The sequence below is a fragment of the Burkholderia sp. 10_S31 genome, assembly GCF_056930375.1.
On record NZ_JBXOWK010000003.1, the window covers coordinates 2894668 to 2919076 of the forward strand.

The 24409-nt window shown below is 60.6% G+C and carries 23 protein-coding genes; 9 read left to right on the forward strand and 14 right to left on the reverse strand.

Features of this window, described 5'->3' with window-relative positions; all coding sequences use genetic code 11:
• Nucleotides 1–172 precede the first annotated feature (172 nt).
• From AC1Z3W_RS33650 to AC1Z3W_RS33660, 3 genes are all read left to right on the forward strand, one after another.
• A complete protein-coding gene (locus AC1Z3W_RS33650; RefSeq protein WP_483509361.1) occupies nucleotides 173–1516 on the forward strand; it encodes an MFS transporter in 1344 nt (447 codons plus the stop codon).
• Between the two features lie 98 nt (nucleotides 1517–1614).
• Nucleotides 1615–2649, forward strand: coding sequence for an amidohydrolase family protein (locus tag AC1Z3W_RS33655; RefSeq protein WP_483509362.1), 1035 nt, complete (start codon nucleotides 1615–1617; stop codon nucleotides 2647–2649).
• A 69-nt stretch (nucleotides 2650–2718) separates the two neighbouring features.
• The gene (locus tag AC1Z3W_RS33660) at nucleotides 2719–4173 is read left to right on the forward strand and encodes an MFS transporter (protein ID WP_483509363.1); all 1455 of its coding nucleotides are present in this window, start codon (nucleotides 2719–2721) and stop codon (nucleotides 4171–4173) included.
• 33 nt (nucleotides 4174–4206) lie between these two features.
• On the opposite strand, the gene AC1Z3W_RS33665 is transcribed toward AC1Z3W_RS33660, so the two are convergent.
• The 5 genes from AC1Z3W_RS33665 to AC1Z3W_RS33685 form a co-directional block, all read right to left on the reverse strand.
• Nucleotides 4207–4827 (reverse strand): short chain dehydrogenase, encoded by a 621-nt coding sequence (locus AC1Z3W_RS33665; protein WP_483509364.1) that lies wholly within the window; start codon nucleotides 4825–4827, stop codon nucleotides 4207–4209.
• A gap of 130 nt (nucleotides 4828–4957) precedes the next feature.
• Nucleotides 4958–5146: a 4-oxalocrotonate tautomerase gene (locus AC1Z3W_RS33670; protein ID WP_483509365.1), complete on the reverse strand. Its 189-nt coding sequence runs from the start codon at nucleotides 5144–5146 to the stop codon at nucleotides 4958–4960.
• Between the two features lie 119 nt (nucleotides 5147–5265).
• Nucleotides 5266–6036 (reverse strand): pyrroline-5-carboxylate reductase, encoded by a 771-nt coding sequence (locus AC1Z3W_RS33675; RefSeq protein ID WP_483509366.1) that lies wholly within the window; start codon nucleotides 6034–6036, stop codon nucleotides 5266–5268.
• A 125-nt stretch (nucleotides 6037–6161) separates the two neighbouring features.
• Entirely contained in the window at nucleotides 6162–7415 is a 1254-nt protein-coding gene (locus tag AC1Z3W_RS33680; RefSeq protein WP_483509367.1) for an aromatic ring-hydroxylating oxygenase subunit alpha, read from the reverse strand.
• Between the two features lie 107 nt (nucleotides 7416–7522).
• Nucleotides 7523–8452: a DMT family transporter gene (locus AC1Z3W_RS33685; protein ID WP_483509368.1), complete on the reverse strand. Its 930-nt coding sequence runs from the start codon at nucleotides 8450–8452 to the stop codon at nucleotides 7523–7525.
• Nucleotides 8453–8597: 145 nt separating this feature from the next.
• Here AC1Z3W_RS33685 and AC1Z3W_RS33690 point away from each other — a divergent pair, with 145 nt between their 5' ends.
• The gene (locus tag AC1Z3W_RS33690; RefSeq protein ID WP_483509369.1) at nucleotides 8598–9479 is read left to right on the forward strand and encodes a LysR substrate-binding domain-containing protein; all 882 of its coding nucleotides are present in this window, start codon (nucleotides 8598–8600) and stop codon (nucleotides 9477–9479) included.
• Between the two features lie 729 nt (nucleotides 9480–10208).
• Here AC1Z3W_RS33690 and AC1Z3W_RS33695 read toward each other — a convergent pair.
• The 4 genes from AC1Z3W_RS33695 to AC1Z3W_RS33710 form a co-directional block, all read right to left on the reverse strand.
• Nucleotides 10209–10946, reverse strand: coding sequence for an IclR family transcriptional regulator (locus AC1Z3W_RS33695; RefSeq protein WP_483509370.1), 738 nt, complete (start codon nucleotides 10944–10946; stop codon nucleotides 10209–10211).
• 764 nt (nucleotides 10947–11710) lie between these two features.
• A complete protein-coding gene (locus AC1Z3W_RS33700) occupies nucleotides 11711–12676 on the reverse strand; it encodes an IS5 family transposase (protein ID WP_483509371.1) in 966 nt (321 codons plus the stop codon).
• 447 nt (nucleotides 12677–13123) lie between these two features.
• The gene (locus tag AC1Z3W_RS33705) at nucleotides 13124–13288 is read right to left on the reverse strand and encodes a hypothetical protein (protein ID WP_483509372.1); all 165 of its coding nucleotides are present in this window, start codon (nucleotides 13286–13288) and stop codon (nucleotides 13124–13126) included.
• Between the two features lie 158 nt (nucleotides 13289–13446).
• Nucleotides 13447–14016, reverse strand: coding sequence for a helix-turn-helix domain-containing protein (locus AC1Z3W_RS33710; protein WP_483509373.1), 570 nt, complete (start codon nucleotides 14014–14016; stop codon nucleotides 13447–13449).
• Between the two features lie 568 nt (nucleotides 14017–14584).
• Between AC1Z3W_RS33710 and AC1Z3W_RS33715 the strand changes: the two genes are divergently transcribed.
• Nucleotides 14585–15433 carry a hypothetical protein gene (locus AC1Z3W_RS33715; RefSeq protein ID WP_483509374.1) on the forward strand — a complete coding sequence of 283 codons (849 nt, stop codon included), beginning with the start codon at nucleotides 14585–14587 and terminating at the stop codon, nucleotides 15431–15433.
• 268 nt (nucleotides 15434–15701) lie between these two features.
• Here AC1Z3W_RS33715 and AC1Z3W_RS33720 read toward each other — a convergent pair whose 3' ends face one another.
• Nucleotides 15702–16673, reverse strand: coding sequence for a LysR family transcriptional regulator (locus tag AC1Z3W_RS33720; RefSeq protein ID WP_124833652.1), 972 nt, complete (start codon nucleotides 16671–16673; stop codon nucleotides 15702–15704).
• Nucleotides 16674–16871: 198 nt separating this feature from the next.
• The gene (locus tag AC1Z3W_RS33725; protein WP_124833651.1) at nucleotides 16872–17840 is read right to left on the reverse strand and encodes a GlxA family transcriptional regulator; all 969 of its coding nucleotides are present in this window, start codon (nucleotides 17838–17840) and stop codon (nucleotides 16872–16874) included.
• 116 nt (nucleotides 17841–17956) lie between these two features.
• Here AC1Z3W_RS33725 and AC1Z3W_RS33730 point away from each other — a divergent pair, with 116 nt between their 5' ends.
• Both AC1Z3W_RS33730 and AC1Z3W_RS33735 read left to right on the forward strand, forming a co-directional pair.
• Nucleotides 17957–18640, forward strand: coding sequence for a DJ-1/PfpI family protein (locus AC1Z3W_RS33730; RefSeq protein WP_483509375.1), 684 nt, complete (start codon nucleotides 17957–17959; stop codon nucleotides 18638–18640).
• An 86-nt stretch (nucleotides 18641–18726) separates the two neighbouring features.
• On the forward strand, nucleotides 18727–19038 hold the full coding sequence (locus AC1Z3W_RS33735) for a cupin domain-containing protein (RefSeq protein WP_483509376.1): 312 nt from the start codon (nucleotides 18727–18729) through the stop codon (nucleotides 19036–19038).
• Nucleotides 19039–19081: 43 nt separating this feature from the next.
• Here the strand turns inward: AC1Z3W_RS33735 and AC1Z3W_RS33740 are convergent, their stop codons facing one another.
• Complete coding sequence (locus tag AC1Z3W_RS33740) at nucleotides 19082–19366, reverse strand: PAAR domain-containing protein (RefSeq protein ID WP_483509377.1); 285 nt, start codon at nucleotides 19364–19366, stop codon at nucleotides 19082–19084.
• A 392-nt stretch (nucleotides 19367–19758) separates the two neighbouring features.
• Here AC1Z3W_RS33740 and AC1Z3W_RS33745 point away from each other — a divergent pair, with 392 nt between their 5' ends.
• Nucleotides 19759–22866 carry a transglycosylase domain-containing protein gene (locus AC1Z3W_RS33745; protein ID WP_483509378.1) on the forward strand — a complete coding sequence of 1036 codons (3108 nt, stop codon included), beginning with the start codon at nucleotides 19759–19761 and terminating at the stop codon, nucleotides 22864–22866.
• Nucleotides 22867–22896: 30 nt separating this feature from the next.
• On the opposite strand, the gene AC1Z3W_RS33750 is transcribed toward AC1Z3W_RS33745, so the two are convergent.
• A complete protein-coding gene (locus tag AC1Z3W_RS33750) occupies nucleotides 22897–23244 on the reverse strand; it encodes a GFA family protein (protein WP_057926639.1) in 348 nt (115 codons plus the stop codon).
• 155 nt (nucleotides 23245–23399) lie between these two features.
• On the opposite strand from AC1Z3W_RS33750, the gene AC1Z3W_RS33755 reads away from it, so the two are divergent.
• Nucleotides 23400–23645 carry a DUF1272 domain-containing protein gene (locus tag AC1Z3W_RS33755; RefSeq protein WP_057926638.1) on the forward strand — a complete coding sequence of 82 codons (246 nt, stop codon included), beginning with the start codon at nucleotides 23400–23402 and terminating at the stop codon, nucleotides 23643–23645.
• A gap of 22 nt (nucleotides 23646–23667) precedes the next feature.
• Here AC1Z3W_RS33755 and AC1Z3W_RS33760 read toward each other — a convergent pair whose 3' ends face one another.
• Nucleotides 23668–24387: a FadR/GntR family transcriptional regulator gene (locus AC1Z3W_RS33760; RefSeq protein ID WP_242431816.1), complete on the reverse strand. Its 720-nt coding sequence runs from the start codon at nucleotides 24385–24387 to the stop codon at nucleotides 23668–23670.
• Between the last annotated feature and the right edge of the window lie 22 nt (nucleotides 24388–24409).

Sequence of the window (24409 nt, forward strand, 5' to 3'; positions counted from 1 at the left end):
GACGCCAACAGTGCCCCGTCGTCTCGCCCTCCAAAAAATCATAACGGCGTTATATTTTTCTTGCAACAATTTCATAACGCCGTTATAAAAACAACTGGCGCACCGACACCACTGCAAGAAAATAAGGGCCGGTACGCATCTACAAACACAGAGACTTTCATCTGGAGGAGTCATGGCAACCCCGGCAATTCCGTCCGACGTCATTCAGTCGGCCATTCGCAAGATGAGGTGGCACGTGATGCCTCTCCTGATGGCCGCGTACCTTGCGTGCTACGTCGATCGGGCAAACCTGTCGATCGCCGCGCTCAGCATGAATTCCGCGATCGGTATCAGCAAATCGACGTACGGCCTTGCCGCCGGCATCTTTTTTCTCGGGTATCTGTTGTTCGAGGTGCCGTCGAGCCTCGCCTGTCACCGGTACGGTGCGCGCCGCTGGATTGCACGCATCATGGTGTCGTGGGGGCTTCTGTCAGCGCTGACGGCATTCGTCTGGGACGGCACAAGCTTCGTGTCGTTGCGATTCTTGCTGGGGGTAGCACAGGCGGGATTTGTCCCCGCAGCCATCCTATATGTCGCCAAGGCATTTCCTGACGAATACCGTGGCCGGGTCACCGGCATGTTTCTGATGATGGTGCCCCTGTCGAGCGTGATCAGTTCTCCCGTTTCGTCGTGGCTTGTCGGCATGCACGAAGTTGCAGGGCTGCAGGGATGGCAGCTCATGTTCATCGTCGAGGCGGTGCCCTCGGTCGTGCTTGGGCTGATTGTCGCGAAACTCCTGCACGACACGCCCGCCAACGCCGCCTGGCTGACGCACGAAGAGCAGACTTACCTCGGCAACGTGATTGCCGCAGAAAATCGCCACATCCGCGAGCATCGCCTGCGAGAAGCGTTGTTCGACAAAAAGGTCCTGGCGCTGGGTATGGTCAACTTCGGCGTGCTCATCACGCATCAAACCGTCGGACTCTGGCTTCCGCAAATCATGTCGGAGTTCGGGTGGCCGAAATCGGAGATCGGATTCTCGATGGCCGGGATTTATGCGCTCTCGGCGGCGGCCATGGCTTTCTGGGGGCGACATTCCGACAAGAAACGCGAGCGCAAGCACCATCTGCTCGCCGCGTTGCTTTGCGCGTCGATTGCACTCGCCATTTCGACGATCGCGCCGAATGCCGTCGGCAAACTCATCGCGTTGACAGTCGCGCTCGTCGCAAGCTTTGCATCGATGGCCGTCATCCTCGCCATTCCCGCCCAGTTCCTGAAAGAGCGTGCTGCCGCAGGCGGGGTCGCGATGGTTGTGGCCATCGGCAGCTTGTCTGGCTTTCTCGGGAGCGCGCTCGTTGGCGCCCTTCGCGACCTGACCGGCAGTTTCATCGTGCCAATCCTCATGATCGCAGCGTTCGGTGGTCTAGCTTGCCTCATCCTGTCGCGACTCGACATCAGCCGCCCGGTTCCGGCGGACGCACAACCGAACGGTGATCCGCTTCCCACCGGAACCATGGTCGCGCATCCCAAGGACTGAGCGGCTTCATCCGAGACGCCAGGGAGCAACACGCACGCATTCAACGCGATGAGCAGCCCTCGCTGGGCTGCGCCACGACTTGAGTACAAGGAGGACACGTGATCATTGATGTACACGGGCACTATACGACTGCGCCAGAAGCGCTGCGTGACTATCGGTGCCGACAGTTGAGTGCGATACCGAGCCGACTCGCTCCGGATCTCAACATTAGCGATGACGAGATTCGCGAGTCGATCGAAACCAACCAATTGCGGATTCAGCGAGCACGCGGCATCGACGTTACCCTTTTTTCGCCGACCGCCGGGGGCATGGCGCATCATGAAGGTGACGCTCAGACGAGTCTTGATTGGGCACGTGCTTCCAACGACATGATCCACCGTGTGTGCACCCTGTTTCCCCGTCACTTCGCAGGTGTGTGTCAGCTTCCGCAATCTCCGGGCGTCAACCCAGCGAACTGCGTTTCGGAACTTCGTCGCTGTGTCGAAGAACTCGGATTCGTCGGCTGCAACATCAACCCCGATCCGTCCGATGGATATTGGAGCGGACCGGCATTCACCGATCGATTCTGGTACCCGCTCTTTGAAGCGATGGTCGAACTGAATGTTCCGGGCATGGTCCATGTCAGTCAATCCTGCAATCCTAACTTCCATCACACGGGCGCTCATTACCTGAACGCGGATACGTCCGTATTCATGCAGCTTGTTCTCAAGAACATCTTCGACGATTTTCCGGATCTCCGGCTAATAATTCCACACGGTGGAGGCGCCGTGCCTTACCACTGGGGACGTTATCGAGGTCTCGCACAGCAGAACTCGCGCCCGTTGCTCGCCGATCTCATGAAAAACGTCTATTTCGATACCTGCGTTTACCACCAACCCGGCCTCGAACTGTTGCTGAAGACTATCCAGGCTGACCGAATCCTTTTCGCGTCGGAGATTGTTGGCGCAGTTCGAGGAATCGATCCCGAATCCGGCTACGAATACGACGATACGAAGCGGCACATCGATGGAATCGAATGGCTCGATTCAGAAGCTCGGAGCAGGATTTTCTTTCGTAATGCGATGGATGCCTACCCGCGACTGCGACGACATATCGAACGACACCATCCTACCCAGACAGGGTGCAATGAGTGACGCTTGTCGCCCACACAATATCGCAGTACCAAACTGCTCTACCGCGAAACACATTCTCAGGTGCAACACGTGAACCACGACTCTCCGGCAACAGAACCCGCATCAACGCTCCAGATGGAAGATGGATTGCCCAATCCGATGCGGCTGTACGCCCTCGCCACAATTGCGATCAGCTTGACACTCGCACTCGTCGACGGCTCTGTTGCTAACGTCGCGCTTCCGACCATTGCGCGAGAGATGAACTCGCCTGCGTCCGCGTCGATCTGGATCGTCAACGGCTACCAGCTGGCGCTAGCCATCTGCCTGCTTCCCTTCGCCGCGCTCGGAGAAATTCACGGCTACAAGAAAATCTATACTCGCGGTCTCGTGCTGTTCACCATTGCATCGCTTGGATGTGCGCTGTCGAACTCCATGCTGTCGTTGACACTTGCTCGAATTTCGCAAGGGGTCGGCGCCGCCGGCCTTCTAAGCGTCAATACCGCGCTGATCAGGCATATCGTTCCGAGGCGAAAACTCGGCAGCGCGCTGGGATTCAACGCCATGGTGGCAGCGACTGCCGCCACCGTTGGTCCGTCACTCGCTGGAGCCGTCCTTTCGGTTACGTCGTGGCCCTTCCTGTTTGCGATCAATCTGCCTTTCGGTGCCTTGGCCGTCTTCCTCGCGGTACGGAATTTGCCCAACACCGAACGAATTGTTCGTCGCTTCGATTTTGTCAGCGCGATGCTCAGCATGCTCGCGATCGGCTTGCTGATCGGTAGCGTAGAAAGCCTTGGCCACGGACTTCCATGGATGGTCGTCGCTGCCCAGGTCGTCGCGTGCATCACTTCCGGAGCACTGCTCACGAGGCGCGAAAGCACGGCAAGCCACCCCCTCTTCCCGGTCGATCTGCTTCGTATACCTGTTCTCTCGTTATCGCTGGCTACATCAGTTTGCTCCTTTGCCGCGCAAATGATGGCCTATGTCGCCCTGCCATTCCTGTTTCAGAGCAGTTTCAAATACAGCCCTGCGTTGGTCGGCTTGCTGATGACGCCGTGGCCCCTGATGGTGGCCGTTTTCTCGCCGATTGCGGGCCGATATTCGGACCGCATCTCACCTGGCTGGTTGGGAGCTGCGGGCTTGGCAACACTCTCGGTGGGATTGGCTAGCCTGGCCTGGCTACCAGTTGCTCCAGCTCCGATGGATATCGTCTGGCGCATGATGATGTGCGGGGCCGGTTTCGGTCTGTTCCAATCGCCGAACAACCGCATTCTGGTAGGGGCTGCGCCAAAGAAACGAAGCGGGGCCGCCAGCGGCATGCTCGGCACCGCTCGATTAGTGGGTCAAGCGACAGGCACCGCGCTGGTCGCCCTCATGCTGTCTCGCTCTCCGTTACACGGCGCGAGAGGTGCATTGCTCACTGGTGCGGGTTTGGCAATTCTCGCGTGTGCCGTCAGCTTGACCCGGGTACGACATCGTGACTGGATGAATGTATCGGACGAAAACCCAACACGACACGAGAGCGCCACAGCAACCACCGACATCTAGCGTTGTCGGACAGTCGGGTCGTCTAGTTGGCGGTTAGCAGAAATAGCCGCGCGTCCACCCCACTCGCAAAACGCGTCCAGTCTGTGCTCCCTCGACACTTTTCACATATGCGAGGGCTGCTTCGGATGCCGGTACCGGCTGGATGCCTGGAAAATACGGCCCGAATTCTGGAACTGATTCCTCGATCAAGGTCGGACTTACTACATTTATTCGTATGCCGCGAGGCATCTCGATCGCGGCTCCCCGAACGTACCCTTCCAGCGCACCATTCACCAAAGCCGATGATGCCCCTTGTCGAATGGGATCTTCATTTGTCAGCCCACTTGTGAGGGTGAAGCTACCTCCGTCATTTATGAACCGAAGACCTTCAGTTACCAGGGCAACCTGCCCCATCAATTTACTTTGGATACCGATGGCATGATGGTCGATCGTTAGCTTCTCAAACACTTCGTAGTGGACATGTCCAGCAGCGCAAATGACCGCGTCGACGTTTCCGACGGCCTGGTAGAACTGCGTGATCGAATCTGGGTTCGCTATATCAACTCGGAGGTCTCCAGTAGTGCGATTTACACAAATCAGATCATGTCGCCCCTTCAATTGAGCTGCGATCGCCGTTCCGATCGTACCGTTCGCTCCGATTAATGCGATTTTCATAAATCCCCAATGCGTTGAGTGAAGAACGACCCGAAGCGGCTATACAAAATCCGACGCGACCGCCTTTTATCTGAAACGGTCGCGTTGCGACATAACGGACGGAAACTCGCAGCACGTCCTTGCTTGATGGCTATTTAGGCTGAGCGTAAAATTTTCCAGCGTGTGCCCAATTCGTAGCAGGAATTTCGTCGAATATCACGTCGATCGATTCGATCGAGCAGCTCAATACTTCTGCGGTCAATTTCGTGACCTCTTCGACGTACTTCGTTTTCTGATCGTGTGTGCGGCCCGGCGACAGTTCAACGCGAACGATTGGCATGAATAGACTCCTTGTGCAAATAACAGTTTAAAAACAATCACATCAATACAGCGTGCTTCATCGCCAGACGACATACCGTATTTCCGCAACACTGTGGGCTAGCATGAAGCATGCGTGCGTTACGTTTGGTCCCGCACCCGGGCGAGCAGCCGATCGAGCGCTATGCCGTAATGGCGATAAGCACCATACGATGAAAGCTCGGCGTGAACCTGCTGGTTCAACCCTCCTGGTGTCATAAGGTATTCGATCATCTCCTCAAACGACTGGTCCGTTTGGGTCGTCTCGTGAGCCAATCCAACGCAGTATCCGGAAAGGAACCGTCGCGCCGCATCATAAGGCAACCCTTGCTCCGTTAGCCAAGACGCCTGGTGTTCAAGCACTGCATAGAAACTGGCCATCGTCGACGTTACGGCGTGCAATGCGTCGAAGTGAAGTTCGCTTTCGACTTCTACTACGCTGCCCACAGCTTCGAACAATGCTTTCGCCGTTTCGTCGCGAGGATAGATAGCCGTACATCCCTTATGATCCGCAACAGCCGGCAGAGGTATGGCACGGGCGAGCCTTCTGGCGGGCCGAACGAGCGTCAACAAAACCTCGCTCGTGAACCCTGGCACGAACGTAATGACATGGTGCCGTTCGTCGAAATGCAGATCGCGCAGCACATCGGCCGTGATTTGCGGTATGACGGCGATGCCTATCACATCAGATGAGTCGAGAACCTCCTGATTGCTGGCACACACCCGAATACACGTATCCAGACGGGCGAGTTCTTGTGCCGTTTCTGCATTTCGTGGCGACAACGCGATCCGCTCGATGGGTAGGCCAGAGCGCATCAGGCCAATCACGATAGCCTTCGTGATCACACCCGTTCCGATAAAACCAAGCTTCATTTATTTCGACTCAAGAAGGTATGGCGACTTCGGGCCTTATGTGAGACCTGCCCCGAAGCCACACTCTTGTTGCTCTCATTGCATCCCGCGTAGCATGGAGCGATTCACGTCGGGAGGGCCTAAACTCAAATGCCGCTGGCTTTCAGACGCGCGTCATACCAAAGCGCAAACTTCTCAAGTTCTGCTTCCGTATATTTGGAATATGGACCCGGGATGTATGCCGGGTCCTGCGTGCCACTATGCGTGGCGGCGACGAGTGCCGCATCCTGTTGTGTTGTGGGAATCCACACTTCCGTAAGCTTTTTCACGTCATAGTCGACACCTTCCACCGCATCCTTGTTCACGAGCCATACAGTTCTCACCAATGTCCTGTCTGGCGCAAGCGGAATGGCATAAGCGACCACCGCGTGATCACTCATGATATGCGTCCACGCGTGATGTCCCCACATGTGCATGTCGCCGAGATCAGGACGGGATACGTGACCCAGCAGCTTCGTACATGCGACCTTGGTATCCATCGTTTGCGATTCGCCGGCACCGGAAAGCACGAGGCGCTGCGTGCGAAAATTCGTATCGACACTTCCATCCAGAGATTCGAATAGCTCGCAAAGGTAACCGTCTTTTTCCCAATCATTCTTGCGCGCGGCATTTCTCGCGAGGTGATCCTCGTAATCCCGGACCGACTCTTCACTCTGCCCGTCCGGGCAAAATCCGAAATCGTGCGCTAGGAACGATTGCACCAGCTCAGGGTGAGTGGCTCCGCAGTGGTAACACTCGCGATTGTTCTCCATCACGAGCTTCCAGTTCCCGTTTTCGATGATATCCACTTCGTGGGCGATCTTCGTACGATGCATTTCGTACGGCTCGAATCGCGGAGTCATCACGGTTTCGAGTTTCGCGATATCTTCAGGTACCTTGTCGGAAAGGCAAATGAATATGTGCGCGCCGATCACCTTGATCTGGACGGGCGTCAGGTTCTCGCCACTCGAGTCAAGCTCCGCCACATCGTCCGTTTGGCGCAAGACCCCGCGGAGGTCATAGGTGCGAGTACGAGAAGGGCAAGCCAGCACTCCGACACTGGCCTTTCCGGCATTCATCAGGCGCGCCCCGTCCTTCGGGCTGGCGTTTCGAAAGGCCCGAATTGTTTCATCCTCATCGCGCACGAGCAGCACCGAATCCCGGCCGATGTCGAGCGTGTAGACGTCCCCGAATTCCGGCACGTCAGCAGTTACTGCGACGAGAATCCAGCGTTTCCGGAAAAACACCTCCATGTCCGTTTCGAAAACGTCCTGTCGCCCATATAGCTCCCCGGGCATTCCGAACCCCGGCTTCCGGATATCGAGCAATTCGCGATGACTTCTGATTGCAGCAGTGATCATTATGCTCCTCCAATAATATGAATAATCGATTTATGCTTTCGATGAATTGAATTCATTGAGGCCGGCAAACCCGACTCTTTCAAGCGGTCCATTGCATGATCGACGAATCAGTCAAAGATCACGATGCCTTGGAGCGGCGAAGCAGTCCTGGACAACATGCGTTGGCGCCCGACCTCCAGCAACGCAATGCTTCCCACAACAAGCGCCACCGCCGCTAATTCAACAAGACCGACGCGTTCGCCAACGCACCAACCGATAAGTAGCGCAACGACGGGCGTTATATACACGGCCCCCGCGGCCGCAACGGCGCCTAACTCCTGCAGAAGAAAGTAGTAAAGAAGAAACGCCGCGCCGGTGCCGAGCAAGCCTAAACCGATCACAAGCCCTGCCAACGCTCGCCAGTCGTAAAAAATATGACCGATACCGGTTGTGTCGGTCAGCACCAGAAGCATCAGGAACGCGAAACCGATCTGCCATGTCACGACAGCCAAAGGCGCGACATCAAGAGGCGCAATGAATCGCCGAACGTAGATATATGACAGCCCGAATGCAATTGATCCGGCGAGCATCCAGGCGAGACCGACTGCGTTAATTGCGTTGTCGGCGCCAATGCTTGCCCAGGGACGAGCAATCAGCGCGATACCGGCTAATCCAAGCGCTATGCTGCATACCATCAGGCCATTCATCCTTTCCTGTCGAAGGAAGAACCCTGACGCTATGGCAGTGAACAGCGGTGGCGATCCTGCAAGCACGCCGGCAATGCTCGACGGTAGCAGAGCGGTGCCCTTCGCCATCGCAAAATAGGAAAAAGCTGTCGGCACTGCCGCCATGATTAAAAAGTGATGCAGAAAGCGAATCTGATCCGTTCTGATTACACGTCTGCGCCACGCAATAAACGTCAAAGGCAAGAGCCCAAAAAGGACTCGTAGAAGAGATATCTGGCCTGGACTGACAAGCTCCGCAGCCCATTTGATGTAAATGAAATTCGATCCCCAAAATACACCGAGAAGAGCGAACGCAATATAAGTCCGTATCAAAGCATGCCCCGAACAGTAGCCAGTTGTCAGCCATCAAAGGTGTCGGGCACGGCGGCTTTGTGCCTCAAACCATTACTGATTGTGTTCCGGACAAGGGTGCGCTACAAACGATGTTTTCTACGACTAGGTGCAGAAAAACTATAGTATGAGACACATACCGCCGCTTAAAGGCCTGATAGCGTTCGACGCCGCGATGCGCCTAGGCAGCTTCTCAGCTGCCGCCGAGGAGCTCAGCGTCACTCCGGGCGCGGTCGGGCAACAGATTCAGAAACTCGAAGAGTGGCTGGGCCTGCCGCTCTTTGCCAGACATGTTCGACAGGTGACGCCGACTGCCGAAGGTCGCGCGTATTTCTCGCATGTCCAGCCGGCACTGACTGACATCATTCACGCAAGTCGTCGCTTACGCGAGCGACAGCGGCGAGTCATCAATATATCGATGCCACCGAGTTTCGCAGCGAAGTGGTTTGCGCCAAGGATGGCGGACTTGCTGACACAGCATCCCGGGCTCTCGTTGAGTTTGAACACGTCGACTACGGTGCTCGACTTCGATCTCGATGCAATGGATCTTGCCGTCAGGCACTTTGACGGTGAAGACCCGCGTCTGTCCGTACAGTTGCTTTACAGGGATGAGATCAGACCGTACTGCAGCCCAGCCTACCGGGAACGCCTAGCTATCAGAAGTCCAGATGATATCCGGCGAGCGACAATTCTTCACGATTCGTTGCACCCCTATTGGAATGCCTGGTTAAGGCGCTTCAGCGATTTGTCTGATGTCGAGATCGACGCGCTCGCCGGGATCGAGTTCGATCAAGGCCTGATGGCAATCGAGACGGCAGCGCGAGGACAAGGTATCGTTCTGACGAGCCCGCTCCTGGTTGAGGCTGAACTGGCGATCGGCTCACTCGTGCAGCTCTTCGATATGGCACTTCCGCTGGCATCGTCTTATTATCTCGTTCATCCCGCCACGGATATCACGCACGCCGTGCAATCGCTCGAGCTTTGGTTCATGCGCCAAATGAGCTCATGACGCGTCGTGTTAGTGACGGCGCCTCCGCGTGTGTCGGTAGGCAATTGGCCGTCCGTGACTCATTGCAGCCTGTCGACTCGCCGGGAATGTAACGGCTGAATCTAGGGGTAACTTGCTCATTTGAGGGGGCGCGGGGGATGCGGTCGCTGCCGCTTCATCTTGCGCATGCAATCGACAGGCCCGGCAAACAGTTTCGCCGAAAATCGCTGCCCTTTCGGCCCGTGATACCAACGCCACCAAACGCCTGAGGGCGTTCCGGAGAACTCCGTCGCTTACCATCCTCTTGTCGACAGAGAGGTCGCTCCCAAACATGCAGCGTCTTGCTCCAAAGAGTTCGACGCACGAAATAAGGACGCTCCCATCCGCGAGTTGCCGTGAGACAGGGGGCGCGGCTTCGTCCACAGGCGATACCGGCAATTAGATGAGGGTGCCATACCCCTGGAGCCACTCACGTTCACTTTCGGTGGCCCACATCGTCTTGCGCATGATGGTATGCGAGGCCGGGTTCGGGCTCATCCATTCGCCCAGCATCCGGATACCGGTTGGCGCCGCACTGCTATACCGCTAGCCGCTGCGAGACCCGAGGAACACATTGCTCACGGGAGCAGTCGCAGCGACATTCGAATGCGTAATCAGTTTGTCCCGTGTACGGCATCGTGGCAGGACGAACGCGACGGAGGAACCGTCGGCGTAGCGTGAGGGTTCGACGACTCTCACAAACGCATACAGTCACTGCTGCTGAGCAGGCCAGCTGTCGAACGTTGCACCCAGTTGCCTGCTCGCCGACATCGCCTCGTCGAACAACAGACTCTTGAATCGGTCGCTGCCGATATCGAAATGCCCGCTGATGCCCGAGAGGGTCAATGCCCCCATAAACGCTTCGCCCGGCCCGAAAAGCGGGGTCGACATCGATGCAAGCAACGGATCCCCCTTTCCCGAGGTGCACACCACATCTGACGGCGACAGCGGCTGTAGATCGCTCGTCTGCTTGTTCATAAAGCGCGTTAGGACAATACTCGTCGCCGTTTCGTCAATGTGAACTCGTGTCCCGGCACGTGTCGCGATCCGTACGACGCGGTCGGGATCTGCGCGAAGAAGACAAATGCGCCAGTCCCCATCCCGAATATAGACCGACGAACTCTCCCCCGTGGCCTTGGTGATCCGGTCAAGGACCGGCTGCATCGTCAGCGACAGGTCGAAAGTCGCTTCGAACGCTTTACCGAGCTGGAAAGCTTTCGGACCGAGTCGATACTGCCCGTCCTCGTCTTTTCGCACAAATCCTCGTGCTTCAAAGGAAATCATGTAGCGCAGGATGACGCTCTTGAAGAGGCCCGACCGTTGTTCGAGGTCACCCAAGGATAGCGGCCCTGGAGCTGAAAGAAACGCCTCGAGAATCTGCAACGCTCGTTCCGCAGCTGCGACCGAACGATTCGTCGTGGATTTGTCGTCAGAGAAGTCGTCGCCCATATGCGTCGGAATCTATTCGCTGGGGGTGTCAAACAAAGAAGGTTAGCAAAAAGCGGCCCACTTTGGTTAGCGATTGACCCCGAAACGTGCATTGGATGGTTATATCTCGCCACATTGGCATCGCGCGTCCAGTGAGGCCAAAACCACCGATGAGACGATCGCTGACGCGGGCGGGGTTGATCGGTAGTCGTCGACATCGAGATAATGCGATGCTGAGCAACTAGCTAAGCAGCTTCCGCCCGAGAAGCAGGCGCGGATCGCATTCTTTCGGCAGATCTTCTCGTGGACCGGGGGCAGGTCAGGACCACCTTGCAAAGATCGCGATCAGTACAACGCGACCGGTCGGATCGACCCGCCTATCATCAGATAGAAACCGACGTTGATATTCTCGAGCCCCGACATGGGCGTAGTCGGTTCGTCAACGGTGATCTTGCATCCAAAGTAGCAGGAACAGCAGGTCGTGCTGACCGAGTACGGCTGCGAGTCGCTGACCGACTGCAGCTTCGAAGCCGACTGGCTGTAACGCTTCACGGAAGGCGTAGCCTTCCGTCCCCTTACCCATCACATCGGGAGACACTATTTGTTGTAGTTCCTAGATTCCGCTAAGGATGGTGTTCAAAACACGACTTGCGACGCCAAGCTAACGATGTGACCGCCGCGAAGTGAAATCAATGGGACAAAGCACTCGAACTCGCCGGCCTATTCGGCATGTATGTGGCCCTGTGGCCGGTGATTTGGCCCCTCCGAGCCGAATCGGGGCGCACTCATGCTATGGATGCCTGCAGAATTCGTCGGCGCATCATCCACAGATTGCTCAAGGCGAACAGCGTGTGCAGCTGTTGCGTGTTCTTCATCAACCCACGGTAACGCACTTTGACGTGGCTAAACTGGCGCTTGATGACGCGAAACGGGTGTTCGACCTTGGCCCGAATGCGGGCCTTGAGCTTTTCGCATTCATCGAGCAGCTGGCCCAGCACGGTGTCCTTGTTCAAGGCGCGACGTTTGCCAGGGCGCATCGCGATGTGCCATTTGGCCTTTACGTCCTGCGTTTCCTCGCGCTTGTCCACGCCCTGATAACCCGCATCACAGAATACCTCGGCCTCATCGCCTCGCACCAGCTCACGGGCTTGCGTCACGTCGTTCACGTTGGCCGCCGTTCCCACCACGGTGTGCACCAGGCCCGAGTCGGCATCCACGCCGACGTGCGCCTTCATGCCAAAGTGCCATGCATTGCCTTTCTTCGCCTGATGCATTTCCGGGTCGCGCTCGCCACCCTTGTTTTTGGTCGAGCTCGGCGCGGCAATCAGCGTCGCATCCACCACCGTGCCTTCCTTGAGCATGTAGCCCTTGGCGCTCAATTGTGCGTTCACGGTCTGCAGGAATTGCTCGGCCAACTTATGTTGCTCCAGCAAATGCCGAAAGCGCAGGATGCTGACTCGGTCCGGCAACCGGCTCATGCCGCCCAGTGCGGCAAATTCGCGATACAGCGGCACGTCGAACAGCGCCTCTTCCATCGCGACGTCGCTCAAGCCAAACCATTGCTGCAGGAAGTGAATGCGCAACATCGCTTCAATAGGAAACGGCCGGCGGCCAGTCGCCTTGGTCGGCGCGTGTGGCGCAATCAGCGCAACGAATTCCTTCCACGGCACCACGCGCTCCATCTCATCGAGAAACACGCGCTTGCGCGTGCGCCGGTTGCTCAGGTCAAGGTTCAGGTCGGTCTGTTTCATGCGTCTATTGTTCCCATCACGCGCCTACTTGAACATCCGGGCTCACACGAGTTTTGAACACCATCCCTAACGGCGTCCGTTATAGCGCTAATCGTGTACGCTTTTTCCGCGAATGCGGGCAGCAAAGAGCAAGTTGAGAAGCGGGGTGAATAAAAAGCGGCGCTGGACTTGGGGTCAGAGCACACGCGGCAATTCTCCCCCATTCGTCACTACGGTGTGAGCACCCTCGCCAGCGCCGCCGACGCAAGACTCGGATATTCCAGCCAGCCGTTCCGATATCCGAATGACTGGTTCTGACATGCTGCCGGGGCCCCACTGTCGAGCCTTTAGAGCCTAAAGACCGGCGTGCGCAACAGTCGCGAGCGACACTGCGGCGCCAACGCGTCGATCGGACAGCCTCATCCCGTACGCAGGAGAGAGGCATAGGTGCATGATTCCTCGATGTCCTCATATGAAGGGGAACATAGGCAAGCCGCTGATCGACTTCGTGCCGCTGTCTGTACAAGCGCGGGACAGCAGTTGGCAGGTGCCGGCTTGCAGCTGGCTGCCACCGAGACCGAAAAGAGCGGTGGCAATCGATAGAGAAGACAGAATGGCTTTGACGTTTTCCACATGTCCCTTCCTTCAAATCCGCTTCTTTCGAAGAAAATCTCTTCTCTAGTTAGGGTGTCTGGGGAACACCTATTCGTCGAAAATTGGTGTCCCACAGATACCGGTTCAGCCGGAATAGATGCCTGTCAGACACGTGTCCGCTATACATGTGAATAACTTCACGACCTCGTCGGAAACTTCGCGCGTAAAAAATCCAAAGCTGCGGCAGTGGCCTCAGTCCCAATGTTGTTGACGACAACGACATCGCCTTCAGATTGAGATACGTTGACCTGCAGATGCACGATCTGAACGATCTGCGCGCCATTTTTTCCATCCCCGACCAACAGCTGTCGCAAGTTTTCCGTTGCCGCTTGGGTGCGAGTGGGTACATATTCCCAAGTCGCAATGGCCGTAGACTGGCCTTTGTCATCGCAAATCGGGACCTTCTCTCTCAAGCGGTACACGTTTTGGCGCCCGCGCCTATTCCTTTCGAGATACCCCATCCCCTCGAGAGTCTCGAGGCAGCGAATCACTTTGCTTTTGCTTACTCCCGACTCGTCAACAATTGTGTCAATCCCCGGGAATGCCCACCCTGTCTTGAGGTCTGCATGGGTCTTAATTACTGAATAAACGGTGAATGCATGAGCCCCCATGCGAGCGACCTCGCCGCTCCGAACCATGGCTTTGAAGATATGCACCCAAACCGTATCCGCTTGGTAGGCGGAAGCGCCGCTCGGGACGACGCTCATACCGACTCCCGCCGCACGTTCACAAAAGACCCGTTCATCTCGGAGGTCTTTCTCGGACGTCCTGTACGGTTTTTGGATTGATCCACACCAGAGGTGTCGTCACGGGAACGACAATTCTCGGTAGCATCGGCTGAGACGCTTGCGTGCTCTCGAATCCACGCTCGGACTGTCCCGCGATGCCAGACAAGCCGCCGACCAAATACCTCCGCCCTCTTAGGCAGCTTGGAATCGAAATCCAGTCCCGCCTTTTGTGCCTGCTTTTCTCGCCAGCGAAGTTGGTACAACGCGGCTGGCGAAATGCGAAGCATATCGGCCAACTGAACTGCGTCTATCAGGACGTCATCATCGTGGAGAGGCTGGCCAGCGTGTAGAACATGATCGTGGGTCGGGCTCATGAGGATGTCTCCATCACAATGTGCCGACCATTTCACTGGGAATCACACAAAATTGGAAAAGCAGAAAACCTAGGCGATTTAGGATCAATTTTGTGTCGCCGGCGCCTCAGCCCTCAAGATCCTGGTGTAGGATCGACTCGGTTGCTTTCTCTCGGGACGTCACTGTGAATACTATGGATGCAGGTGATTTCGACTGGCAGAACGACTTAGACCTCGACGGGGGGGTGCCCGAGGTTGGACAAAAGCCGATCGATAAGCGGAAGGGGCGCCCGATAAAGGACATCCTGCTCGACGAGACTGATAGATTGGCAACACAAACGTTGTTTGAATGGCTTCTCGATCACCTGCAGCACCGAAGTCATGTCGATCAACAAAAGCAACATCTAGCGGACCTACTGCATCAGTGCGGCATCTCTAACGACGACGGACTAGGCAGAGCATCTGTGCAACTTGTGAACCGTCGGCTGAATGGCAAAAGGCCAATGACCGCGGAACTTCGTCACAGAACGATACGACAGATGCTCAGGATCGGCGCAATATCCCGAGAGGATGTGGACCTTCTTACGCTGCATGCGCCGGAGGCTGTGGGGTGTCCGCCCGAGACGATGACGGCGCACAAAAATCATCTCCGTGCACAACAAAGGCAACTGGATAGTATTTGTACGGATCTGCAAAAAACCATCGAGAATGTTCACCAATTTGTGTTCGGATTCCGACGACGCTTTGAGTCGGGACCGCCTGGCCGTTTGGTCATCGACATGGAAAATCGTCCGCCAAACCTCTCGACTGAAGAAATCATGAAGTGGGAGGATGGCCGGCTGGATCGATTGGAACCGGTGTTGACAGGGCTTGCGGCGATGGAAGCAACACTGGGAGCCCTTAGGTCGGCAGTATTGCGACACGACCCGGCAGCGGGCGTGCTTCCCGGAATCCGAAAGCCCCAAATGACGCGGCAGCTCCGTGATCGGTTGCGCGACGAATTGAACTATGTAGGCCTACCTGACGATGAAGATCTGCCATAGATCTGCCACAATCAGATCGAGAGATCGTGTTAGCCAAGGTTGACTCCAGAGATCAAAAGCGTAGTAAAATCAACTGACTGCAGGAGAGATGGCGCGAGAAATATAGCCCGTTTTTCGAATCATAATCCGCAGGTCCGGGGTTCGAGTCCCTGATTCGCCACCAAATGCGAAAGCCCGGTAGATCTTTGATCTACCGGGCTTTTTCATTGCCTCATCCGGTGCAAGCGGTATCGCGCGTCACCCGTCCTTCAGGTCACGCGCACGTGCGCTACGCCACCACCGATCCGCGCTCCTCTATAGAATCCGCCCGCACCTTCCCGCGCCAGTTCTCCCCGCCCTCCAGCGCCGGCGTCGACTCGAACAGCTCTGCGATCCAGTCCGCGAACACGCGCACCTTCTGCGACAGATGCCGGTTGTGCGGATACACGATCGAAATCGGCTTGGGCTTCGGATTGCAGTCGGGCAGCACCTCGACGAGCGAGCCGTCGCGCAGGTTCGGCAGCACCATGAACAGCGTCGGCTGGATCATCCCGAACCCTTCGAGCCCGCACGTCACATACGCATCCGAATCGTTCACGGTGACGCTGCCGTTCATCCGCACCTCGACCGGCTTGCCCTCGATCATGAACACCCACGGAATGGCACGCGCACCGTGGCTCGCGCGGAAATTGACCGCGTGATGAGCGGCCAGGTCGGCAATCTCCTGCGGCTCGCCGTGACGCGCCAGATAGTCGGGCGACGCGCAGGTCACGCGCTTGAGCATCCCGATCCGCCGCGCGACCATCGATGAATCCTCGAGCGGCCCGACCCGGATCATGCAGTCGATACCCTCCTCGACCGGATCCACGTAGCGGTCCGACAAGCCGAGGTCGAGCGTGATGTCCGGATAGCGCTGCCGGAAGATCGACAGCGACGGCAACACGATACGGCGCCCGAGCGAACTCGGCATGTGAACACGCAGCACGCCGCTCGGCTTGCGATTGCCGGTCTGGAAACTCGCGTCGGCTTCCGCGATCTCCGAGATGATCTTCATGCAATGCTCGTAGTACGCGGCGCCCTCCGGCGTCAGCGACAGCCGGCGCGTCGTCCGGTGCATCAGGCGCACGCCGAGCAGCGCCTCGAGATTCTGGATGATGGTCGTCACCGACGCGCGCGGCATCGCGAGCGTGTCGGCCGCGCGCGTAAAGCTGTTCGCGTCGACCACGCGGGTGAAAACTTCCATTGCCTGGATGCGGTCCATGCTGCGCCCCCTTCGAATCGCCAACGGAACAGAATAGAGCGCGCGGCGGGCGCGGCACAAGTCCCCGTCGATTGTTCTCCACTTCTGAATAGTCACCGCTTTTCGGACTCGAAAGTAATCTGCCGTCGAGCAGCTCCGAGCGACGTCGGCTCCGTCCCCGGTTACAGCGCATGGCCTCGCTGCCGCACACCGGTCGCGTTACCGCACGAACCGCTCGCGATATCCCTGCGGCGACACGCCAAGCACGCGCACGAAACTGCGCCGCAGCGTCTCTTCCGAACCGAAGCCGCACCGCGTGGCGATCCGCTTGACGGGCCACGCGGTTTCGCCGAGCAAACGCTGCGCGGCCTCGACGCGAATCTGTTCGACCGCGCGCGCGGGCGTGCGGCCGGTCCCCGCGCGGTAGTGGCGCACGAAGCTGCGCTCGCTCATGCTGACGCGCTCGGCGAGTGCGGGCACCGACAGGTCGGCGTCCAGATGCTCGGCGATCCATGCATGCAGTTCGCCGAAGCGGTCGTCGGTGCGCTGCATCGACAACATCGCGCTGAACTGAGCCTGCCCGCCCGGCCGCTTCAGGAACACGACGAGTTCGCGCGCGGCGTCGAGCGCGATCGCCCGCCCGAGATCCTCCTCGACGAGCGCCAGCGCGAGATCGATGCCGGCCGTCACGCCAGCCGACGTCCATAGCGCGCCTTCGCGGATGAAGATCGGATCGGGCTCGACGCGCACGTTCGGGTAGCGCGCCGCGAATTCGTCGCAGCGCGCCCAGTGCGTGACCGCACGCCGCCCGTCTAGCAGGCCGGCCTCGGCGAGCAGGAATGCGCCGGTGCACACGGACGCGACACGTCGTGCGCGCTGCGCCTGCTGCCGGACCCAACGCACCGTCCGCGCGTCCCGCGACGCGGCGTGCACGCCCTTGCCGCCGGCCACGATCACCGTATCCGGCCGCCCGGCCGAGCGCAGCGAATCGGCCATCACGACGAGGCCCGACGACGTCTCGATCGGCCCGGCCTCGGCGGCGACGACGCGCGGCGCATACGGTGCGGGCCGACCGCGCTCCTGCGCAAGTTCGTTGACGGAGGCGAACACCTGCAGCGGCCCGGTCACGTCGAGCAACTGCGCACGGGGGAACGCGAGGACCAGGATCGAGCGCGGAGCGGCAGGCATGGCGATTGGCTGAAAACGTGGGTGATCTGGCAATTTCGCCAAACACTACGCGCCTAGAATCGATCTGTCCATCGTGCGCCGGCCGCGGTGCATCCCCTTCCCTTCGGAGTGTTCGCATGACCCTGCATATCGGCCTTCTCGTGTTTCCGGGCGTCCAGCAACTCGATCTCACCGGCCCGCACGACGTGCTCGCGTCGCTGCCGGACGCGGCTGTCCACCTGGTCTGGAAATCGCGCGACACCGTCGCGTCGAGCAGCAGCCTCGCGCTCACGCCGACCTGCACGTTCGACGACTGCCCGCCGCTCGACGTGATCTGCGTGCCCGGCGGGATCGGGATCAACGACCTGCTGCTCGATGCCGAAACGATCGCGTTCGTGCAGCAGCGCGCGGCCGCCGCGCGCTACGTGACGTCGGTCTGTACGGGCGCGCTGCTGCTCGGCGTGGCCGGCCTGCTGCGCGGACGCCGCGCGACGACGCACTGGGCGTTTCATGGGCTGCTCGAGCCGCTCGGTGCCGTGCCCGTGCGCGAGCGCGTGGTGCGCGACGGCAACCTGATCACCGGCGGCGGCGTGACGGCCGGCATCGACTTCGCATTGACGATCGCCGCCGAACTCGTCGGCGACGAAGAGGCGCAGTCGATCCAGCTCGCGCTCGAATACGCGCCGGCGCCGCCGTTCGATGCGGGCTCCCCGGATACCGCACCGGCATCGGTCCTGAAGCGTGTGACCGAACGTTCGGCGGCTGGGCTGGAAAAGCGCAGGCAGACGATCGACGCGGCCTTGCGGGCGATGTCGCGCTGATCCGGAGCACATCGAATCAGGCTGGCGGGCAAGCGACGCGATCACGCCGCCGGCCCTGCGCAGCCTCCACACTCACGGACGGATCGATGAACATCATCCGCAGCACCGCGTTCACCGCGCAGCGCCCATGGGGCGCGCTGGACATCGCGAACCTGAACGGCATCACGGTCCGCCTGCACTGGACCGATCAGCCGTACCGGTGGCATGTGAACGACGGAGAGGAAGTATTCGCGGTGCTCGACGGCCGCGTCGAGATGCGCTACCGCGAAGCGGGCATCGAGCACGCGACGCTGCTCGAAACGGGAGACGTATTCCACGCGACGATCGGCACCGAACACGTCGCGCACCCGCTCGGCGAAGCGCGCATCCTCGTGATCGAGACCGAAAGCAGCGTCTGACGACGGGCAGCCCGCATCGTACGTTGCACGGATTCGACGGGCGTCAGCCAGAGAGGGTGCCCGTCCCCTGCGACGGGATCAGCTTCGGCTGCGGCGTGCACCGGCACTGGCACAGGTCGGGTTCGCGCGCGACGACCTTGCCCATCACGGTCATCGTCCGCTCGCCGCCGTCGGACACGATCACGCCCCGGGTCTTGCTCGCGGCGCAGAACACCGGCGCGCCGAGACAGGCGAACTCGCCGCCGTCGAACGACGAATTGGCGATCCCGTCGAGCATGGCGCCACCATGGTCGGTCGTGTCGCCCTTCAGAATGAATTTGCGGCTCACGAGTTCGGCTCTCCCTCGGAAACGCCGCGCAACACGGCGTCGGACCGCGTGCGGGCAGTCGGTATCCGCCCGTCGGTCGCGGGGGTTGCGCGACGATATCATCGCGCGACTTTTCATTGATCACCTCACCGAACATTTCGTCAGGTGAATGAAGGGTGCAATCGCGCACCATTTCCAGCGTCGACGGCAGGCTCGCCGCGACACCCGAGAACAGCCGGGAACGCACGCCAGGCGGGGCTCGGGCGGTTGCAACGCAGCCCACACACGGTGCGGGCACATCTGTTGCGTCGGTGCATCTCCGTAGAGAACCGCTCTTGGCAGCCCACGGTTGAGGACTACACTAATCCTTAATGAGGTGTGGCCGGAGCCCGCGCCTTCAGGGAGACGCCGCCATGAATCGGCCGCTGAATCGCATCCTGCCGCGCGTGACCGGGCGTGCATCGGTCTGGACGTGGATCAAGTGGTCTTTGCTGGCCGCGCTGGTGATCGCGATCGCGATCCTTGCACGGCTCGTGATGACCGAGATCGAGACGTCGCGCCTGCAGGCGCACTACCTGTCCGAACTCACCCGCGACGTTGGCTACACCGTCGAATCCGGAGCGAGCGACCACATCCGCTTTCCTGCCAACGGGCCGTACGACCAGCGCCTCGGCTATTCGATGATTCCTGCGTTCCAGCAGCGTCTGCTCGCGCGCGGCTTCGTCGTCGGCAAGCAGGCGCGCGATTCCGACCGGATGCTCTCGCTCGCCGATCGCGGCCTGTTCCTGCCTTACGAAGAGAAAGACCAGACCGGGCTGATGCTGTTCGATTCGACCGGCTCGCCGCTGTTCGCGACCGTGTTCCCGCAGCGCGTCTACGCAGACTTCGACGCGGTGCCGCGCATGGTCACCGATTCGTTGCTGTTCATCGAGGACCGCTACCTGCTCGACGCGAACCAGCCGAACCGCAATCCGGCGATCGACTGGGGGCGCTTCAGCCGCGCGCTCGCAGACCAGGCGATGCACGTCGTCAACCATCACCAGGCACGCCCGGGCGGCAGCACGCTCGCGACGCAGATCGAGAAGTTCCGCCATTCGCCCGACGGCCGCACCGCGACGCCACCGGAGAAGCTGCGGCAGATCGCGTCCGCGTCGGTCCTTGCGTACATGAACGGCCCGCAGACGATGCTCGCGCGCCGCTCGATCGTCGTGCGCTACCTGAACTCGGTACCGCTCGCCGCACGCCCGCACGTGGGCGAAATCACCGGCATCGGCGACGGTCTCGCGGCGTGGTACGGCCGCGACTTCAACGACGTGAACCGGATCCTCGCCGCGCCGACGACCGGCGACAACGTCGACGAACAGGGCAAGACGTTCCGCGAGGTGCTGTCGCTGGTCATCGCGCAGCGCGCGCCGTCGTATTTCCTGAATCGCGGCTATCCGGCGTTGCAGAAGCTGACCGACAGCTACCTGCGGCTGCTGTCGAGCGGCGGCGTGATCTCGCCCGCACTGCGCGACGCTGCGCTCGCCGCGCAGATCGAGCGCAGCGCGCCGCCGGCCGCCGCGCGCGTGCAGTCGTTCGTGTCGCGCAAGGCCGTGACGTCGGCACGCGCGTCGCTGCTGGCGGCGCTCGGCATCAACGACCTGTACCAGCTCGACCTGCTCGACCTGGAGGCCACCAGCACGCTCGACAACGGCGTGCAGCAGGCGGTCGCCGAACGGCTCGCGAAGGCGTCCACCCGTGACGGCGCGCAGGCCGCCGGCCTGTACGGCTTCGAGATGCTTGCGCCGAAGGACGACCCGTCGCACCTCACATACAGCTTCACGCTGTACGAGCATCGCAACGGCGCGAACCTGCTGCGCGTGCAGACCGACAGCGTGAACCAGCCGTTCGACGTGAACCGCGGCGGCCGCATCAACCTCGGCTCGACCGCGAAGCTGCGCACGCTGATCACCTACCTGCAGATCGTCTCCGACCTGCACGCGCGCTACGGCAACCTGTCGAACGCGCAGCTCGCGCAGGTGAAGCCCGACCCGCTCGACGGGCTGTCGCATTGGGCGCTCGACTACCTGTCGCATACGCGCGACCGCTCGCTGCAGGCAATGCTCGACGCCGCGGTCGAACGCAAGTACTCGGCGAGTCCCGACGTGTTCTACACGGGCGGCGGCGCGCAGGTGTTCTCGAACTTCGAGAAGTCGGACAACGGCCGCATCCTGACGCTGCACACGGCGTTCGAGCACTCGGTCAACCTGGTGTTCGTGCGGCTGATGCGCGACATCGTCCATTACGAAATGCTGAAGACGGCCGGCCCGTCGTCGTCGTGGCTCGGCGATCCCGAGCAGCGCAAGCATTACCTCGAGCAGTTCGTCGACGGCGAAAGCAAGGTCTACGTGAAGCGCTTCTACACGCGCTACGCGGGCAAGGCGCCCGACGACGCGCTCGCGCTGATGCTGCAGAACGTGCGCAAGTCGCCGCCGAAGATCGCGACGGTGCTGCGCAGCGTCGCGCCGCACGAATCGCTCGCGTGGTTCGATGCGCAGATGCGCGCGCAGCTGAAGGGTACGCCCGCCGCGACGCTGTCGGACGACGACCTCGCCGCGCTCTATGCGAAGTACGCGATCGACCGCTTCAACCTCAACGATCGCGGCTACATCGCAAGCGTCCACCCGCTCGCGCTGTGGACGCTCAATTACCTGCGCGCACATCCGAACGCGTCGCTCGGCGAAGTCCAGCGCGACAGCCGCGATGCGCGCTTCTACACGTATTCGTGGCTGTACAAGACGCGCTATCACGCGACCCAGGATCGGCGCATCCGCCGCATGGTCGAGCTGCGCGCGTACGGGGAAATCACGAAGGCGTGGCGCGCGCTCGGCTATCCGTTCGCGGAGGTCACGCCGTCGTACGCGGCCGCGATCGGCGCATCGGGCGACCAGCCCGACGCGCTCGCGAAACTGATCGGCCTGATCGCGAACGGCGGCCAGAAGGCGCCGACCGAGACGATCACCCGCCTCGATTTCGCGAAGGGCACGCCGTACGAAACGCGCTTCGTGCGCGCGGCCGCGCAACCGCAGCCGATGCTGTCACCGGAGATCGTCAACGTGACGCGCACGCTGCTGCGCGACGTCGTGCTGAACGGCACCGCGCGGCGCCTGGCGGGCGGCTTCACGCTGCCCGACGGCAAGACGCTCGAGGTGTACGGCAAGACCGGGACGGGCGACCAGCGCTTCAATATCTACGCGCGCGGCGCGCGGCTGATCGAGTCGCGCAAGGTCAACCGCAGCGGCACGTTCGTGTTCGTGCTCGGCGATCGCTTCTTCGGCGTGCTGACGGCGACCGCGCACGAGCCATACGCGGCACGCTACGACTTCACGAGCGCGATGGCCGTGCAGTTGCTGAAATCGATGGCGCCGGCGCTCGCACCGCTGATCGAGCGCCCGGTCGCAGCCGGCACGCGCACGACGGGCCCCGCGCCGCAGGCGGAAACGCCGACGCCACAGGCCGCGCCGGTCGAGCCGTCCTGACGGCGGCCCGTACACGCGACGACGGGCCGCTCAGCGCGAGCGGCCGTCGTAGTGCGTGACGGGCAGCGCATCGATATCGACATCCTCGAGGCATCGCACGTTGATCGCGGCCATCTCGGTGCCGTTCGGATGCGTACCCTCGCCGAACGTGTGAATCCCGCAGCGCTTGCAGAAGCGATGGCGGATCACGTGCTTGTTGAACATGTAGGTGGAAAGATTCTCTTCGGGCGTGACGAGCGTCAGGTGGTCGCGCGGCACGAACCACATCAGCGCGCCCTTGCGCCGGCAGATCGAGCAGTTGCAGGCCATCACGCCCTGCAGATCGCCTTCCGCCTCGAACTTCACGTCGCCGCAGTGACAGCTTCCGCGATAGAGCATGGTCGTCTCCCAGGGCGGCCCGTGCGCGTCGACGGCATCCCGGCGGGACACCGTTGGCCGGGCCGACTCAAGCGGGTACAGTAGCGCGCACGCGCGTCGCATGCAATGTGCGGCAGCGCCCGCCCCGATCCGCTCCGACTACGAGGAACACCGTCATGCTCGAACTGCGCCCCGGCTGCGAATGCTGCGACAAAGACCTGCCGCCCGACTCGGCGGACGCGCGCATCTGTACCTTCGAATGTACGTTCTGCGCGAGCTGCGCGGACGACGTGCTGAAGGGCCGTTGCCCGAACTGCGGCGGCGACCTGGTCGCGCGTCCGCGCCGGCCGGCGAGCCTGCTCGCGAAATATCCGGCGTCGACGCAGCGCGTGCTGAAGCCGGGCGGGTGCGCGAACGCCTGACGACCGGCGCCACCCCTGCCCGTCACGACATCTCGATCCGCGCGCGCGTCACCGCGAGCAGCGACGCCATCGCGCGGCGCGCGCCGTCCTCGTCGCGCACGCGGATCGCGTCGCTGACGGCCGTGTGCTCGGCGAGCGACGCGTTGAACACGTGCGCACGCCGGGCATTCAGGTGCAACTGCGCCTCGAGCGTGCGGGCGATCAGCGCACCGAGCGGCACCAGCAGCTCGTTGCCGCCGGCCTCCAGCACGCTCAGGTGAAAGCGCAGGTCCGCGCGCACCCATTCGTCGACGTTGCGCGCGGCGGCCATCGCGCGCACCGCATCCTCGATCGCGTCGAAGGCGCCCGGCCCATGCGTGCGCGCGGCCAGCGCGGCCGCGTGCGGCTCGATCATCTCGCGCATCTCCTGCAGTTTCAGCGCAAACGCGAGCGGCGGCGCAACCCGCGCGTACCAGTCGAGCAGGTCGGCGTCGAGCAGGTTCCACGCGCGGCGCGGCCGCACGCGCGTGCCGACCTTCGGCCGCGATTCGATCAGCCCCTTCGACGTCAGCGTGCGCAGCGCCTCGCGCAGCACCGTGCGGCTCACGCCGAACATCTCCATCAGCTCCGGTTCCCGCGGCAGCAGCGATTCGGGCGAATAGTCGCCTCGCAGGATCGCCGTCGCGAGCAGGAAAGCCGTCTGTCCATGCAGGTCGCGTTGAATGATCGTTCTCCGTTGGGCGGGCTCGCCACGGCTGCCCACTATCTGCGCAATAGTGCTATTA